A 15,657-nucleotide genomic window follows, 5' to 3' on the forward strand; every position below is an offset into this window, starting at 1 on the left:
CTTGGCGGGCAGACGTGGATTTCAAGGGGGAAGCGGTACTGATGAGCGGGGAATCCGCCGGCGACGGCGCGCGGGGGAATTACGCGGGACGCTCGGTCGGCGGGGGCCGCTACGTGCTGCGTGACCTGCTCGGACAGGGCGGCATGGCCGCCGTGCATCTGGCGCATGACACCGTGCTCGACCGGCCGGTCGCCGTCAAGACGCTGCACTCGGAACTCGGCCGGGAAGCGTCCTTCCGGGAGCGCTTCCGGCGCGAGGCGCAGGCGGTGGCGAAGCTCAACCACACCAACATCGTGTCGGTCTTCGACTCGGGCGAGGACACCATCGACGGCGCGCTCGTGCCGTACATCGTCATGGAGTACGTCGAGGGCAAGCCGCTGCGCACGGTGCTCGACGAGGATGTCGCGCAGTTCGGCGCAATGCCGACCGAGAAGGCGCTGAAGATCTGCGGGGATGTGCTGGCGGCGCTCGCGGAGAGCCACAGCATGGGTCTGGTGCACCGGGACATCAAGCCCGGCAACGTGATGCTGAACCGGCGTGGTGTGGTCAAGGTCATGGACTTCGGCATCGCGCGGGCCATGCAGTCGGGGGTCACCTCGATGACCCAGACCGGCATGGTGGTCGGCACCCCGCAGTATCTGTCGCCGGAGCAGGCGCTGGGCCGGGGCGTGGACGAGCGTTCCGACCTTTATTCGGTGGGTTGCATGCTCTTCGAGCTGTTGACCGGCCGGCTGCCCTTCGACGGGGACTCGCCGCTGGCGATCGCCTATCAGCATGTGCAGGAGCTCCCGCCGTCGCCGTCCCAGTTCAACCGCGCGGTGCTGCCCGCCGTTGACGCGCTGGTGTCGCGGGCACTGAAGAAGAACCCGGCGGAGCGGTTCCCGACCGCCGAGGCGATGCGGGACGAGTCGGACCGGGTGATCCGGGGCGAGCAGGCGAGCGGCGGGGCGGCCACCCCGCTGGTCATCGGCGAGGGACCGAGGGCGCGCGGGCGCGGCGAGGGCGTCTCGTCGGCGGTCTTCCCGCCGGTGCAGGGGGATCTGCACACCCCGCCGCCGCAGGTGCAGACTCCGTACCAGGCGCCCCAGATGCCTCAGGCGACCCCCGTGCCCCAGATGCTTCACCAGACCCCGCCGCCGCAGAGTCCGCTTCCGCAGAGTCCGCTTCCTCAGACCCCGCCCCCGTACGCACCTCAGCAGGGCGGCTGGGGCCAGACCCCGCCCCCCGGCCCGGGCTACGGCTACCCGCAGGCGGCCCAGCGGCAGCCCACCCCGGCGTACACGATGCGGCCCGCCGCGCCGCAGCAGCAGCGTCCGGGCGGTGCCGGCAGCCGGGGCGGCGGGGGCTCGACCGCCGTGATCGCCATCGGCGCGGTGGTCGCGGTGATAGCGGTCATCGTGGTGATCGTCCTCATCGTGCGGATGGGCAGCAGCGGAAACACCAACGCCTCCGACACCTACCCGACCGCCACGGACACCGCCACGTCGAACGCCGCCACCACGTCCTCCGACGACAACGGCACGCCGGATCCGAGCGTCAGCCAGGGCGACCAGACCCGCACGATCGAGTCCTCGCGCTGCACCGACGCGACGAAGAGCTACCTCGGCGACGGCAACTCGGTCTACATGCCGGACTTCTACAGCAAGTACGTCGACTCGGTGAAGTCCTGCATGGACAACGCCGGTTGGAAGTACAAGATCAAGTACCAGGACGAGTCGGTGTACGGCAAGGGCACGGTCGTCGACCAGAAGCCTGAGAGCATCGACGACTTCAACCCGGACAAGGACACCGTCACCATCTGGGTCTCCACCGGCAAGTCCGGCTGACCGGCCGGTACCGAACGACGAAGGGGCCCGGCACGCTGTTCGCGTGCCGGGCCCTCTTTACGGATACGTCCTGCGTCCCGTCCCTGCGGACTCCCCTACAGATACGGCCCCGAGCGGGCGCCCTGGTTGCCGGCGCCGTCCTCCTCGGCACCCTCGTGCCCGCCGACACCCGGCGGCAGAGCCCGGCGCATCTGCTCCAACTGGGCGCGGGCGGCCATCTGCTGGGCGAACAGGGCGGTCTGGATCCCGTGGAAGAGGCCTTCCAGCCAGCCCACCAACTGAGCCTGGGCAATGCGGAGTTCGGCCTCGGTCGGAATGGTCTCGTCGGTGAACGGGAGGGACAGTCTTTCCAGTTCCTCGACCAGCTCGGGCGCCAGCCCGTCCTCCAGCTCCTTCACGGAGCTGCGGTGGATCTCTTTGAGACGTACCCGGCTGGCCTCGTCAAGAGGTGCCGCGCGAACCTCCTCCAGGAGCTGCTTGATCATGCTGCCGATCCGCATGACCTTCGCCGGCTGCTCAACCATCTCCGTCACGGGAACCTCGCGCTGCTGATCGCCGCCGCCAGGGTTGAGGCCGCCGAGGGACATCCCGTCCGGGCCGACGACCAGGACCTGCGGGCTCTCCTGCGACCGTTCGTTCATCGGCATCTCCATGCCGTCCATTGTCACCGATCCTCTGCGCGTGCCTCGCGCCGGTCGGCCCCCGGGATTCGGGACCGCTGCCGACCCTCCCCCAGCCTACCGCCGGGGACCGGATCGGCAGCGGGGGCCCGATCCGGCGGCTCAGCCCTCCGAGCGACGGGCCAGCCCGGAGCGCGATTTCGTGACCAGCGCCGCGAGCAGCGCCGCGCCCAGCGGTACGGCCACGATCAGGGCGGCCAGCGTCGCCCACGGCACCACGATCGGCGTGTGCGGCACGCTGCTGAGGCCCCAGCCGTTGTCGAGGGACTGGTGGTACTGCTTCAGCGCCTGCCGTTCCTCGGCCTTGCGCAGCCCCACGGCGGGCAGGGTGCCGGCCGCGGAGCCGAGCACCACACCCATCGCGGCCACCACGCCGCACTGGAAGCCGGACAGCGTACGGCGTACCCGCGGGGGCGCGCCGACGGCGGTCAGGGTCCGCAGATCCGGTTCGGCGTCGGCCTGGGCGAGGCCGGTGGCGATACCGGCGGCGCCGATGGTGACCAGGCCGGCGAAGATCGCGAGGGCCAGCATGATCACGCTGTTCTTGCTGACGTAGCCCTCCTCGACCCGGACGTTGGCCTGCACGCCCAGCTTGTCGAGCGCCCCGGCGAGGGTCTGCCGCTCGGTGCTGCTGGGCATCCGCTGGGTGCTGACGATCAGCCCGTACGGCACGGTGCGCACCCCGGCGGCCTGGGCGGCGGCCTGTGACAGCACGGCGGTGACGCCGTAGCCGTTGGTCTTCCCGGTCCTGGGCCGGTACGCCGCGAAGGTCTTGTGCGGGGACTTCTCGGCGCTGGTGTCGTCCGAGTTGGCGTAGTCCTTGATCAGTGCGAGGGTGATCCGGCCGTCCTTGTCGACCTGCCGCTTGTCGAACACCACTGCCCTGCCGTCGGCGAGCGCCTTCTCGGCCGCTGCGTCATGGACGCCGAGCGCAGTGAGGATGCTCGCGCCGCCGACCAGGATGCCGTCGTTGGTCTCCACCGCCGCCGGCCGGTAGGCCGAGACGCAGCGCCAGTCCTTGGTCCACGTGCGCTTCTGGGCGACTGACAACTTGTCGCCGCTCTCGTCGTTCAGGGGGCACGTGTTGGCCTTGGGCGTGATCAGCTGGCTGTAGCCGCAGCCGCTGTCGGACGACCACACGTCGCAGGTCTTCTCGCCCACGACGATCCGGCTGACGTCCGCCGCCCCCGCGACCGGGAGGTCCTTCTCCACCGCGGTCTTCACCGCGGGCAGCTGCCGGCTGCCGGCGGTGTCGACGGTCAGGCTGACCGCGCCGTTCGGCAGGGACGCGGTGTATCCGTTCCGGGACTCCTGGTCGCTGCTGGCGGCGTACGTGGCGATGGCGACCGTACCCGCGACCGCGGCCAGGACCGCGGCCACCGCGGGCGCGGTGCGGCCCCGGTTGCGTACGGCGTCACGCAGCGCGAGGCGGGGGGACAGCGGCAGCCAGCGCCCGAGCCGGCCGAAGAGGCCGACCAGGGTCGGGGTGAGCGCGACGACGCCCAGTTCGGCGATGGCCGAGCCGCCGCCCACCGCGAGGATGTTGTCGGTGTCGGTCGCGCCGATGAAGGCGAGGCCCGTGCCCAGGCACACCGCTGCCGCGCCGAAGACCGGCAGCACGCGATTGGCCCGGCGGATCCCGCGCCGTCCGGTCAGCGAGGACAGCACGCTCTGCCGGGACGCGGCCACGGCGGGCACGATCGCCGCCAGCAGCCCGGTGGCCAGGGCCAGCAGCGCGATGCCGAGCAGTTCCAGGGGGCGGATTTCGATGCCGCCGAAGCGCTGGCCCGCGTAGTCCTCCAGGACCGGCCGCAGCAGTACGGTCAGGCCGAGCCCCAGCGCGGTGCCGGTCACGGCGGCCACGGCCCCGATGACCCCGCCGCCGGCCAGCACGATCGCACGGATGTGCCGCCGGTCGCCGCCGTTGGCGCCGACCAGGCCGAGCTGGCGCCGCGAGCGCCGGGCGCCCACGGCGAAGGCGGGCCCGGCGAGCAGGCAGATCTCCAGCATGGCCAGACCGACGACGGTCGCGGTCGTGGCGAGCAGCGCGGTGTTCGACCCGGTGCTGCTGCCCGACGAGGTCCCGTACTCGGGGTGCTTGACGTACAACGGCACCTCGGAACGGGCCGGCGGGTCGAGCTTGACGGCGCGTGAAGTGACGTAGACACCCTCGGTGTTGGCCTGCTTCACCATGTTCCACGTGAAACCATCGCTGCTTTTGACGTCGGCGAGGTAGGAGACCGTGGCATCGGGGGACGACAGGCCCTTCGCGGTGAGGGCCTTCGCGTACGGAGCCAGGAAGGCGCCCGGCAGGGCGTTGAGCTGCACGTCTTTGAGATTGTCGGGGAGCTCGTAGGAACCGGTGACGGTGTACGTGCGGTCGAAGTCCCGGAAGCTCACCTCGTCGCCGACCCTGAGCCCGCTCTGCTTGAGGAACTCGGTGGTCGCGGCCACCTCGTCCGGCTGCCCCGGGAAGTGCCCCTGCTTGAGCGCCAGGATCCCGGCGGCCATCGGGTCGGCGGCCTTCAGCTCGCGTATGTCGACGTCGAGCAGACCGTGCGTCGTACGGGACTTGGCCGAGCCGCTGGTGTCCTCCAGCGTCCGCACTCCGGCCGGGAAGGCTTTGGTGATGTCGGTGGGATCGGACCTGTAGGGGGCCTTCTCGTCAACCTGCGTGTACTGGTGGTCGTCCAGGCCCTGGTAGATCGGCGTGTTGCCGTTGCCGCCGCCGTCCAGGCGGGCGTCGGCGGCGCCCATGTCCCGGGTGAGCTGCTGCTCCGTGGTCAGGGCGGAACTGCGGATGGTGATGTCGATGGCGCTCACGCCGACGATGGGCAGCGCGATCATGCTCAGGACCAGCACGCTGCGGCCCTTGAAGCGCCAGGCGTCGCGGCGGGCGATCCGTATCGCCGCCCGCCAGGCGTGGAAGGGAGTGCTCACTGCGCGGCCACCCCGCCCTGCAGAAGCGTTTCCGCCTGCGAGCGAAGCGTCGTGTCGGTCACCGAGCCGTCCCGCAGGAACACCACCCGGTCCGCCCACGCGGCGAAGCGCGGCTCATGGGTCACCAGCACCCCGGCCGCCCCCGCGTCGCACCGCGCCCGGAGCAGCCCCAGCACCGACTCCCCAGTCTCCGAGTCCAGCGCACCGGTCGGCTCGTCCGCCAGCACCAGGCGCCGGTCGCCCACCAGCGCGCGGGCGATGGCCACCCGCTGCTGCTGCCCGCCCGACATCTCGTCCGGGAAGCGGTCCGCGAGGTGGCCGAGGCCCATCTCCTCCAGCGCCGCGACCGCCTCCCGGCGCGCCTTGCGGGCCGAGGTGCCGTCCAGCTCGCGGGGCAGCGCCACGTTCTCGGCGGCGGTCAGCGCCGGGATCAGGTTGTAGTCCTGGAACACGTAGCCGATGCTGCGGCGGCGCAGTGCGGCCATCTGCTTGCGGGAGGCGGTCGTGATGTCCGTGCCCTCGACCAGGACCTTGCCCGACGTCGGCATGTCCAGGCCCCCCGCGATCGTGAGCAGGGTGGACTTGCCGGAGCCGGACGGGCCCATGACGGCAACGAGTTCGCCCGGGAAGACGTCCAGGTCGATTCCCCGCAGCGCGTGCACCTCGGTCGCCCCGCTGCCGTGTACCCGGGTCAGTTCCTGCAAGCGCAGGACTGGCTGATCCTTTTGCATGAGTGTTTCCCCCTACTAATGGTGCCGATGTGTGTGGGCCCGGCGGTCTCAGCGACGCGCCGGGCGATGGGTGGGATGGGTGGGATGGGTGGCGGAGTCCGTGCTGTCCGCCTGACCCTTGGGGTCGTCGTCGGCATCGGCCCGCCCGATCGACTCGGCGAGGCGTACGAGCCGTGCCTCGCAGTGGTCCAGCCAGCGGGCCTCGGCCTCGGCGGAGAAGATCAACTGCTCCAGCACCAGCAGCCACGCGACCTCGTCACGGGTGGTCGGGCCCGTTTCGATGGCCTGCGCCTTCAGCCGCGTGTAGTCCTGCATCGCCCTGATGGTGTGCAGCCGCTGTGCCTGGATCACCGCCCGGATGTCGACCTCGGGCGATCCCACCGCCATCGCCAGCTTGATGGCCAGCTCGTCCCGTGGCGGGCTCTTCCGGTCCACCGGCCTCGCGAACCACTCGCGCAACTCGGTACGGCCCGCGTCCGTGATCGCGTACAGCGCGTGTCCGCTGTCGTCCTCCCCGGCGGGTACGACCAGGCTGTCGCGCTCGAGCCGGGCGAGCGTCGTGTACACCTGCCCGACGTTGAGCGGCCAGGTCGCACCGGTGCGTGACTCGAACTCCGTGCGCAGTTGGTAGCCGTAGCGAGGGCCTCGGTCTAGGAGGGCCAGAAGCCCGTGGCGGATCGACATACCGAGTATGTATACCGAGTATGTACGCCTCCGGCAAGCACCGCAGGCCAGCCCGCACGGGGGGTGTGGGTCGGTGGGCGTACGGGGGTGCGGCTCGGTCGGCCGGATATGGGGGCGGCTCAGCGGCCCCGGCGCAGTCGTAGCCCGACAAAGCCCAGCCCCGCACCCATCAGGGTGAGTCCGACCCCCAGCGGCAGTACCTCGAGCGCCACCTCGCTGCCCGACTCCGCCCTCGTGGGATCCGAGCCCGACCCCGGGTCCGACTCCGGGTCCGAGTCCGGGGCGTTTCCCGAATCCGGGGTGGCAAGTACGGGCGCCGCCGCGTCCGGCACGGGCACCCGCAGCGGGCCTGTCTGCGGCCGCCCCGGATGCTCCCGGCCCACGTCCGCCCGATCGCCGGCCAGAGGGGTGGGGGGCGCGTGCGGGGGAACGGAGGAAGGGACGGCGCCCACCACGGCACCGGCGACCGCACCCACGGCCAGCACGGCCGCTGCCATCCGTACGCCCGATATATCCCACTTCATACCAGCAGGCTCACACACCCCTGCCGTTCGCGCCCCACAGGAGTCACACTCACGGGATGAAGCACGCAGCGTATGACGCAGTCGTCCTCGCAGGCGGCGCCGCCCGGCGCCTCGGCGGGGCGGACAAACCGGGCCTCGCCGTCGCGGGGCGGGCGCTGATCGACCGAGTGCTCGACGCGTGCGCCGGAGCCGGGACGACGGTCGTGGTCGGGCCCCGCCGGCCCACCGCGCGCCCGGTCCACTGGTCCCGGGAGGACCCGCCGGGCGGCGGCCCGCTCGCGGCTGTCGGGGCGGGACTGCGCGGGGTCACCGCCGAATACGTCCTGCTTCTCGCCGCCGACCTGCCCTTTCTGACCCGTACGACAGCCGACGCCCTGCTCACCGAGCTGGCCGCCGGGCCGGCATACGAAGGCGTCGTCCTCACCGACCCGGACGGCCGCGACCAGCCGCTCGCCGCCGCCTACCGCACCGAGGCGCTGCGCCGCGAGCTCGCATTGATCTCCACCGAGCACGGCGGCGTCGCCGGGCTGCCGCTGCGCATGCTGACGCACGAGCTGGCGCTGCGACGGCTGCCGGACCCGACCGGGAACGCGTCGTTCGACTGCGACACCTGGGACGACCTCTCCACAGCAAGGGCCCACATCAGGGAGCATGGGAACGTGTTGGATGAATGGATCGCCGCAGCCAAGGCCGACCTCGGGATCGATCTCGACGTCGACATCTCCGTTCTGCTGGACGTGGCCAGGGATGCCGCCCACGGCGTCGCCCGCCCTGCCGCCCCGCTGACCACCTTCCTGGTCGGCTACGCGGCCGCGCAGGCCGGCGGCGGCCCGGAAGCCGTCGCCGAGGCGTCCCGCAAGGCCACCGCGCTGGCCGAGCGCTGGGCCAAGGAGTCGTCGGGGTCGTCTGGGTCGTCTGGGGCTTCCGGGTCGTCGGGGTCGTCGGGGGCTTCCGGGTCCTCGGGGGCTTCCGGGTCGTCGGGATCGTCGGGGTCGTCTGCCGAGGGACCTTCGACCGGAGAATCGTCGACCGAGTGAACACCTCACCGGGCTCACGGGACGCCGAACTTCAAGCGCTGGACCAGGCGCTGGCCCTCGCGAACGATCAGCCTGCCGTGCCCGCTGCGCATGCCGCTGCGACTTCCACCGGTACCGCCACCGCCACCGCCTGGCCCGAGGCGCGCCGCATCGCCCGCCGCGCCGGGGCGCCGCTGGCCAGAACCACCCTGCCGCTGAGCGAAGCGCTGGGGCACGCCCTGGCCGAGCCACTGCCCGCACTCACCGACCTGCCGTCCTTCGACACCTCGGCCATGGACGGCTGGGCCGTGGCCGGACCCGGTCCCTGGCGGCTCGCGGGACAACTGCTGGCCGGGCAGCGCCCGGGTGAGCCCCTGCCGGACGGCCACGCCGTCGGGATCGCCACCGGGGCCGCCCTGCCCCCCGGCGCCACGGCCGTACTGCGCAGCGAGCACGGCGTCACCGACACCGCCGGCCGCACCCTGCACGCCACCCAGGGCGCGCCCGAGCCCGGCCAGGACGTACGCCCGCGCGGCCAGGAATGCCGCGCCGGGGACGAACTCCTCGCCACCGGCGCCCTGGTCACCCCGGCCGCGCTCGGCCTCGCCGCCGCGGCCGGCTACGACGTACTGGCGGTGACGACCCGGCCCCGGGTGGACATCCTCGTGCTCGGCGACGAGTTGCTGGACCGGGGCCTGCCGCGCGGCGGCCGCGTACGGGACGCCCTCGGGCCAATGCTGCCCGCCTGGCTGCGGGCGCTGGGGGCGGAAGTGACCGCGCCCCGGCGGCTCGTGGACGACGCGGACATTCTTTACGAGGCCGTCACCGGCTCCACCGCCGACCTGATCATCACCACAGGCGGCACTGCCGGGGGCCCGGTCGACTTCGTCCACCCCGTCCTGGACCGCGTCGGCGCCAAGCTGCTGGTCGACGGCGTTGCGGTGCGCCCCGGCCACCCCATGCTGCTCGCCGCACTACCCGCTGGCAGCCACCTGGTCGGCCTGCCCGGCAACCCGCTCGCCGCCGTCTCCGGCGTCCTGACCCTGGCCGCGCCCCTGCTGCGCACGCTCGGCGGACGGCCCGCGCCCATCCCGTACGCCGCCCGGCTCACCGCCGCCGTCCCCGGGCACCCCACGGACACCCGCCTTGTCCCGGTCATCTTCGACGAGGACTCGCGGGTCGTTCCGCTGCACTTCAACGGCCCCGCCATGCTGCGCGGCATCGCCGCCGCCGACGGCATGGCCGTCATCCCGCCCGGCGGCGCGGCGGAGGGCGCGGAGACGGCGGTGCTGGATGCGGCTTGGGGGAGTGGGGGGTGAGGGGTGGGTTCGCACCGGACGGCCCCGGGGCTGGGCCATTTCGCACCGGACGGCCCCGGGGCTGGGCCATTTCGCACCGGACGGCGCCGGGGCTGGGCCATTTCGCGCCGGACGGCCCCGGGGCTGGGCCATGCGGCTGGGAACCGGATTCCCCCTTTTTTGTGGGCTCGGTTCGCCTCCGCTGCGCTGAGTCACTGTCGACAGTCGATCGTGCTCGCTCGCTCGTTCCTCGCGAACTGCGCGCGTTCTCTCCCCCAGCGCTTCCGCTGGGAGGTGCCCCCATTTCGACAGCGACCGCTCCGCTTCGGCTCACTCGCCCCGTGGGCACCGGTGGTTGTTGAGTGGGGGGCGGGGGCGTGAGCGTCGCGGGCGGCGCAGCGTTGCTGCTGCCGAGGCGGGCGCGTGCGGGGCCGCTGCGGCAGGTGGTGCGCAGGCTGCTGTACGCCCTGGTATGTCTGGTCGCGACGGTGGTCATCGTCTATGCCGACCGGGGTGGCTATCACGACAACGCGGACGGCGCGGTGTCGCTGGTGGATTCCGTCTACTACGCGACGGTGACCCTCTCGACGACCGGCTACGGCGACATCGTCCCGTACAGCACCGGCGCCCGGCTGAGCAATGTGCTGCTTGTGACGCCGCTGCGGGTGCTCTTCCTGATCATCCTGGTCGGCACGACCCTCGAAGTGCTCACCGAGCGCACCCGCGAGCAGTACCGGCAACAGCGCTGGAGGTCCACCGTGCGCGACCACACCGTCATCGTCGGATACGGCACGAAGGGCCGGTCGGCCGCCAAGACCCTGGTCGGGCATGGCATTCGGGCCGATCAGATCGTGGTGGTCGACCCGGATCCGAAGGCGGTCGAGGCGGCGGTGGCGGCCGGGTTCGCGGGCGTGACGGGGGACGCGACGCGCAATGACGTACTGCTGCGGGCGGAGACGCAGCGGGCGAAGGATGTCGTGATCGCGACGCAGCGCGACGACACGGCGGTGCTGGTCACGCTGACCGCACGGCAGCTCAACAAGCGCGCGACGGTCGTCGTCTCCGTAAGGGAGGAGGAGAACGCGCCGTTGCTGCGGCAGTCCGGTGCGAACTCCGTCATCACCAGCTCGAGTTCGGCGGGCCGCATCCTGGGCATGTCGATGCTCAGCCCCAGCGCGGGACAGGTGATGGAGGACCTGATCACGTACGGCAGTGGGCTTGACCTGATCGAACGTCCCGTCACCAAGGACGAGGCCGGACGCGCTCCGCGAGAGCTGCGGGATCTGGTCGTGTCGGTCAAGCGCGGGCACCGGCTGCTCGACCACGACGACCCTGAGGCGGCTCGGCTGGAGATCACCGACCGCATCATCGCCATCCGGCGCGCGAGCGCATAGCGTCGCTTCCATGCATGCGATCACCATCCCCGAACCCGGTGGCCCCGAAGCGCTCGTCTGGGCCGAGGTCCCCGATCCCGTCCCGGCCGAGGGCGAGGTACTGGTCGATATCGCGGCCGCCGCCGTCAACCGCGCCGACCTGCTGCAGCGGCAGGGCTTCTACGACCCGCCGCCGGGGGCCTCGCCGTATCCGGGCCTGGAGTGTTCCGGGCGGATCGCCGCGCTGGGCCCCGGCGTGACCGGCTGGGCCGTCGGCGACGAGGTCTGCGCCCTGCTCGCGGGCGGGGGCTATGCCGAGCGCGTCGCCGTCCCGGCCGGCCAGCTCCTCCCCGTGCCGAAGGGTGTCGAACTGGTCACCGCGGCCGCCCTTCCCGAGGTCACCGCCACTGTCTGGTCCAACGTCTTCATGGTCGCCCACCTCCGCCCCGGCGAGACCCTGCTCGTGCACGGCGGCTCCAGCGGCATCGGCACCATGGCCATCCAGCTCGCCAAGGCCGTCGGCGCCCAGGTCGCCGTCACCGCCGGCACCGAGACCAAGCTCGCCCGCTGCCGCGAACTGGGCGCCGACCTCACTGTCAACTACCGCGACCAGGACTACGTCGAGGCCGTCCGCGGCGCCTACGGCGGCGCCGACGTCATCCTCGACATCATGGGCGCCAAATACCTCGACCGGAACGTGGACGTCCTGGCCACCAACGGCCGCCTCGTCATCATCGGCCTCCAAGGCGGCGTCAAAGCCGAGCTCCACCTCGGCAAGCTCCTCGCCAAACGCGCCGCCATCGCCGCCACCTCCCTCCGCGGCCGCCCCCTCGACGAAAAGGCCGCCATCGTGGCCGCCGTCCGCGAACACGTCTGGCCCCTTCTCGAAGCCGGCACCGTCCGCCCGGTCGTCGACCGCACCCTCCCCATGCCCGACGCCGCCGAGGCCCATCGCGTCATCGAAGCCGGCGACCACATCGGCAAGGTCCTGCTGGTGGTGTGACCGCGCTCCCCGTCCCGCCCCATCCAGCCCGTCCGGCGTTCGGGAAGGGGCGGGGTGGGGGAGCTACACCGCCCGCAGCAGCACCGCCGGCCGCTCCACACAGTCCGCCACAAACCGCAGGAAGCCGCCGGCGGTCCCGCCGTCGCACACCCGGTGATCGAACGTCAGCGACAGCTGCACAACCTGTCGCACCGCCAACTCCCCTTCGTGAACCCACGGTTTCGGCGCGATCCGCCCAACCCCAAGCATCGCCGCCTCCGGGTGATTGATGATCGGCGTCGACCCGTCCACCCCGAACACCCCGTAGTTGTTCAGCGTGAACGTCCCCCCGGTCAGCTCCGCCGGCGTCAAGGATCCCGCCCGCGCGGACTCCGTGAGGCGCCCGATCTCCTCCGACAGCCCTTCGACCGTCCGCGCCTGCGCGTCCCGCACGACGGGCACGACCAGCCCGCGCTCGGTCTGCGCGGCGAAGCCGAGGTGGACGGCGGGCAGCCGTACGATCTCGTTCCGCTCGACGTCCACCGTCGCGTTGAGCTCGGGGAACCGGGTCAGCGCGGCCGTGCAGATCCGTGCGAGCAGCGCAAGCACGGACATCTTGGTCGGCGCCCCGGCGTTCATCGCGGCCCGGGCGGCGAGCAGTTCGGTGGCGTCGGCGTCCACCCAGCACGTGGCGTCGGGTATCTCGCGACGGCTTCGGCTGAGCTTCTCCGCGACGGCACCGCGCATCCCGCGCAGCGGTATGCGGGAGCCGTCGCGCGGAGCGTCGGAGGCCGGAGCGGAAGCGGGAGCCGAAGCAGGAGCGGGAGCCGGCGCCTTGGCCGCCGCCCGTTCGACGTCGGCCCGCAGGATCAGCCCGTCGGGGCCGGACCCGGTCAAGGACCGCAGATCGACCCCGTGTTCCTTGGCGATGCGCCGTACGAGCGGCGAGATGACGGCCACGGGCCCGTCGACCCGGGTGCCGTTGGCGGTGACGGCCGCGCCGGCGGTGAGGGCCACACCTCGCACGCGTCGCCGCCGCGCCGCGGGCGCACCCGTACCGTAGCCGACCAGGACATTGCCGGAGGTGTCGTCGCCGGGGGTTTCCTGGGAGCCGACGGCGACGGTGATCAGGGGCCGTCCGACGTCGAGCGACTCGCCTTCCTCGCCGAAGCGCGCGGTCACCACGCCCCCGTAGGGGCAGGGCACTTCCACCACTGCCTTCGCTGTCTCGACCTCGACGACCGGCTGGTCGATGGCGACGACATCGCCGACCCGCACCAGCCAGCGCACGATCTCGGCCTCGGTCAGCCCTTCTCCCAGGTCAGGGAGGAGGAATTCACGGACGACGGGCATCACGCACCCCCTTCGTCCCACTGAAGGCGGGCGACCGCGTCCAGAATCCGGTCGACGCTTGGCAGATGGTGCCGTTCGAGCATGGGCGGCGGATACGGGATGTCGAAGCCGGTGACCCGCAGGACGGGCGCCTCCAGGTGGTGGAAGCAGCGCTCGGTCACCCGGGCGGCGATCTCCGCCCCCGCCCCGCCGAAGCCGGCCGACTCGTGGACGACGACAGCGCGCCCGGTCCGGCGCACGGAGGCGGCGAGCGTCTCGTCGTCGAAAGGCATCAGACTGCGCAGGTCCAGCACCTCCAGGTCCCAGCCCTCCGCCTCCGCCGCCTCGGCGGCTTCGAGGCACACCGGCACCGAGGGCCCGTAGGTGATGAGCGTCGCCGAGCGGCCCTTACGCCGGACCACGGCCCGCCCGATCCCCGGGACGTCGTCCGGGTCGTCGGGGGACCAGTCGGCCTTGGACCAGTAGAGCCGCTTGGGCTCCAGGAAGATCACCGGGTCGTCGGAGGCGATGGCGGCGCGCAGCAGCCCGTACGCGTCCGCGACGGTGGCCGGGGTGACGACGTGCAGCCCGGGCGTGTGCAGGTAGTACGCCTCGGAGGAGTCGCTGTGGTGCTCGACGCCGCCGATGCCGCCGCCGTACGGCACACGGATGGTGAGCGGCAGCGGCAGTTCGCCACGGGTGCGGTTCCGCATCCGCGAGACGTGGCTGACCAGTTGCTCGAAGGCGGGGTAGGCGAAGGCGTCGAACTGCATCTCGACGACCGGCCGCAGCCCGTACATCGCCATGCCGACGGCCGTGCCGAGGATGCCGGCCTCCGCCAGCGGTGTGTCCGTACAGCGGCTGTCGCCGAACTCCTTGGCCAGCCCGTCCGTGATGCGGAAGACGCCGCCCAGGGTGCCGATGTCCTCGCCGAGGAGATGGACCGACGGGTCGTCGGCGAGTGCGTCGCGCAGGGCGCGGTTGAGCGCCTGCGCCATGGTGGCGGGCTTTCGCGCGGTGGCAAGGGCGGTGGTCATGACCCGGCCTCCGCGTCCAGCTCGGCGCGCAGCATCTCGGCCTGCTCCCGGAGCTGGGGGGTCGGCTCGGCGTAGACATGGGCGAAGAGGTCCATGGGATCCAGGGCCGGGTCCTCGTTCATGCGGTCGCGCAGGTCGGCCGCCATCCGCTCGGCCTCGTCCTCGGCGGCGCTGACCAGGGTCTCGTCGAGCAGCCCGCGGGCCCGCAATTCCTGCTCCAGCAGGGCGATCGGGTCGCGGTCGCGCCAGGCCTCGACCTCGGCGTCGTCGCGGTAGCGGCCGGCGTCGTCGGCGTTCGTATGCGCCTCGATCCGATAGGTGACGGCCTCGACCAGCGTCGGCCCGCCGCCTTCCCGGGCCCGCCGCACCGCTTGGGTGAGGACCTCGTGGACGGCGGCCGCGTCATTGCCGTCGACGAGCCGGCCCGGCATGCCGTAGCCGACGGCCTTGTGGGCGAAGGACGGCGCGGCGGTCTGCTTGGCGAGCGGCACGGAGATGGCGAAGCCGTTGTTCTGCACGAAGAAGACGACCGGCGCCCGCCATACGGCGGCGAAGTTCAGGGCCTCGTGGAAGTCGCCCTCACTCGTGCCGCCGTCGCCGACCATGGCGAGGGCCACGACATCGTCGCCCTGGAGCCGGGCGGCGTGGGCGAGGCCGACGGCGTGCGGCAACTGGGTGGCGAGCGGGGTGCTGAGCGGCGCGACATGGCAGGCGCGGGAGTCGTAACCCGAGTGCCAGTCGCCGCGCAGCAGCGTGAGCACCTGGACGGGGTCGACGCCACGGGCGACGACGGCGAGGGTGTCGCGATAGCTGGGGAAGAGCCAGTCCTGCGGCCGGAGCGCGAGCGCGGCGGCGATCTGGCAGGCCTCCTGGCCGGCGCTGGAGGGGTAGACGGCGAGCCGGCCCTGCTTGGTGAGCGCGGTGGCCTGCCGGTTGTAGCGGCGGCCGTGCACCAGCCGGCCGTACAGCTCGGTGAGCAGACCGGGCTCGAGCGTGCGGGCCTGCGGGGTGCCGAGCACACGGTAAGGCTCCGCGTCGGGCAGCAGCGGCGCGGGCTCGGTGCGGGGGTGCCAGACGGGCTGGTCCAGGACGGTCATCGCGAGCACCTCCTCGTGGGCATGTTCGAATCCCGGGTCTCACCGGGCCGAAGAGCGGGTATCGCTCCCCTACCGATTGTTCGGTCGTCGGAGGCATTTTGGCTACAGGTCGGTTCCGCCTGTGGACAAACGGTTCT

The 15,657-nt window shown here is 72.2% G+C and carries 13 protein-coding genes; 5 read left to right on the forward strand and 8 right to left on the reverse strand.

Going from position 1 to position 15,657, the window contains the following annotated elements:
- Nucleotides 1-41: 41 nt before the first annotated feature.
- Nucleotides 42-1,826, forward strand: a complete 1,785-nt coding sequence (locus ACFXJ5_RS05710; RefSeq protein WP_384627308.1) for a protein kinase domain-containing protein — start codon at nt 42-44, stop codon at nt 1,824-1,826.
- A 95-nt stretch (nt 1,827-1,921) separates the two neighbouring features.
- On the opposite strand, the gene ACFXJ5_RS05715 is transcribed toward ACFXJ5_RS05710, so the two are convergent.
- From ACFXJ5_RS05715 to ACFXJ5_RS05735, 5 genes are all read right to left on the reverse strand, one after another.
- Complete coding sequence (locus ACFXJ5_RS05715) at nt 1,922-2,479, reverse strand: bacterial proteasome activator family protein (RefSeq protein WP_384627311.1); 558 nt, start codon at nt 2,477-2,479, stop codon at nt 1,922-1,924.
- A 129-nt stretch (nt 2,480-2,608) separates the two neighbouring features.
- Nucleotides 2,609-5,446, reverse strand: a complete 2,838-nt coding sequence (locus ACFXJ5_RS05720) for an FtsX-like permease family protein (protein ID WP_384627314.1) — start codon at nt 5,444-5,446, stop codon at nt 2,609-2,611.
- Nucleotides 5,443-6,177 (reverse strand): ABC transporter ATP-binding protein, encoded by a 735-nt coding sequence (locus ACFXJ5_RS05725; RefSeq protein WP_384627317.1) that lies wholly within the window; start codon nt 6,175-6,177, stop codon nt 5,443-5,445. The genes ACFXJ5_RS05720 and ACFXJ5_RS05725 overlap by 4 nt, the downstream gene beginning before the upstream one ends.
- A 48-nt stretch (nt 6,178-6,225) precedes the next feature.
- A complete protein-coding gene (locus ACFXJ5_RS05730) occupies nt 6,226-6,861 on the reverse strand; it encodes a PadR family transcriptional regulator (protein WP_384627320.1) in 636 nt (211 codons plus the stop codon).
- A gap of 119 nt (nt 6,862-6,980) precedes the next feature.
- Entirely contained in the window at nt 6,981-7,385 is a 405-nt protein-coding gene (locus ACFXJ5_RS05735; RefSeq protein WP_384627323.1) for a hypothetical protein, read from the reverse strand.
- 56 nt (nt 7,386-7,441) lie between these two features.
- On the opposite strand from ACFXJ5_RS05735, the gene ACFXJ5_RS05740 reads away from it, so the two are divergent.
- The 4 genes from ACFXJ5_RS05740 (at nt 7,442) to ACFXJ5_RS05755 (ending at nt 12,075) form a co-directional block, all read left to right on the forward strand.
- Complete coding sequence (locus ACFXJ5_RS05740) at nt 7,442-8,422, forward strand: NTP transferase domain-containing protein (RefSeq protein ID WP_384627325.1); 981 nt, start codon at nt 7,442-7,444, stop codon at nt 8,420-8,422.
- The gene (locus ACFXJ5_RS05745) at nt 8,419-9,720 is read left to right on the forward strand and encodes a molybdopterin molybdotransferase MoeA (protein WP_384627327.1); all 1,302 of its coding nucleotides are present in this window, start codon (nt 8,419-8,421) and stop codon (nt 9,718-9,720) included. The genes ACFXJ5_RS05740 and ACFXJ5_RS05745 overlap by 4 nt, the downstream gene beginning before the upstream one ends.
- Before the next feature lie 356 nt (nt 9,721-10,076).
- Entirely contained in the window at nt 10,077-11,093 is a 1,017-nt protein-coding gene (locus ACFXJ5_RS05750; RefSeq protein WP_384627329.1) for a potassium channel family protein, read from the forward strand.
- 10 nt (nt 11,094-11,103) lie between these two features.
- A complete protein-coding gene (locus ACFXJ5_RS05755; protein ID WP_384627331.1) occupies nt 11,104-12,075 on the forward strand; it encodes an NAD(P)H-quinone oxidoreductase in 972 nt (323 codons plus the stop codon).
- Between the two features lie 63 nt (nt 12,076-12,138).
- On the opposite strand, the gene ACFXJ5_RS05760 is transcribed toward ACFXJ5_RS05755, so the two are convergent.
- The 3 genes from ACFXJ5_RS05760 to pdhA are packed head-to-tail and all read right to left on the reverse strand — an operon-like array spanning nt 12,139 to nt 15,520.
- Nucleotides 12,139-13,407 (reverse strand): dihydrolipoamide acetyltransferase family protein, encoded by a 1,269-nt coding sequence (locus ACFXJ5_RS05760; RefSeq protein WP_384627334.1) that lies wholly within the window; start codon nt 13,405-13,407, stop codon nt 12,139-12,141.
- Nucleotides 13,407-14,423, reverse strand: coding sequence for an alpha-ketoacid dehydrogenase subunit beta (locus ACFXJ5_RS05765; RefSeq protein WP_384627336.1), 1,017 nt, complete (start codon nt 14,421-14,423; stop codon nt 13,407-13,409). The genes ACFXJ5_RS05760 and ACFXJ5_RS05765 overlap by 1 nt, the downstream gene beginning before the upstream one ends.
- On the reverse strand, nt 14,420-15,520 hold the full coding sequence (pdhA, locus tag ACFXJ5_RS05770) for a pyruvate dehydrogenase (acetyl-transferring) E1 component subunit alpha (RefSeq protein ID WP_384627338.1): 1,101 nt from the start codon (nt 15,518-15,520) through the stop codon (nt 14,420-14,422). The genes ACFXJ5_RS05765 and pdhA overlap by 4 nt, the downstream gene beginning before the upstream one ends.
- Between the last annotated feature and the right edge of the window lie 137 nt (nt 15,521-15,657).

Origin of the sequence: Streptomyces sp. NPDC059373 (assembly GCF_042751495.1) — a bacterium.
Lineage (GTDB): Bacteria > Actinomycetota > Actinomycetes > Streptomycetales > Streptomycetaceae > Actinacidiphila.

Excerpts from the sequence above, each read along its gene's own strand:
- ACFXJ5_RS05710 (WP_384627308.1), top strand. The coding sequence starts at position 42 with ATGAGCGGGGAATCCGCCGGCGACGGCGCGCGGGGGAATTACGCGGGA.
- ACFXJ5_RS05715 (WP_384627311.1), bottom strand. The coding sequence starts at position 2,479 with ATGGAGATGCCGATGAACGAACGGTCGCAGGAGAGCCCGCAGGTCCTG.
- ACFXJ5_RS05725 (WP_384627317.1), bottom strand. The coding sequence starts at position 6,177 with ATGCAAAAGGATCAGCCAGTCCTGCGCTTGCAGGAACTGACCCGGGTA.
- ACFXJ5_RS05730 (WP_384627320.1), bottom strand. The coding sequence starts at position 6,861 with ATGTCGATCCGCCACGGGCTTCTGGCCCTCCTAGACCGAGGCCCTCGC.
- ACFXJ5_RS05735 (WP_384627323.1), bottom strand. The coding sequence starts at position 7,385 with ATGAAGTGGGATATATCGGGCGTACGGATGGCAGCGGCCGTGCTGGCC.
- ACFXJ5_RS05740 (WP_384627325.1), top strand. The coding sequence starts at position 7,442 with ATGAAGCACGCAGCGTATGACGCAGTCGTCCTCGCAGGCGGCGCCGCC.
- ACFXJ5_RS05755 (WP_384627331.1), top strand. The coding sequence starts at position 11,104 with ATGCATGCGATCACCATCCCCGAACCCGGTGGCCCCGAAGCGCTCGTC.
- ACFXJ5_RS05760 (WP_384627334.1), bottom strand. The coding sequence starts at position 13,407 with ATGCCCGTCGTCCGTGAATTCCTCCTCCCTGACCTGGGAGAAGGGCTG.
- ACFXJ5_RS05765 (WP_384627336.1), bottom strand. The coding sequence starts at position 14,423 with ATGACCACCGCCCTTGCCACCGCGCGAAAGCCCGCCACCATGGCGCAG.
- pdhA (WP_384627338.1), bottom strand. The coding sequence starts at position 15,520 with ATGACCGTCCTGGACCAGCCCGTCTGGCACCCCCGCACCGAGCCCGCG.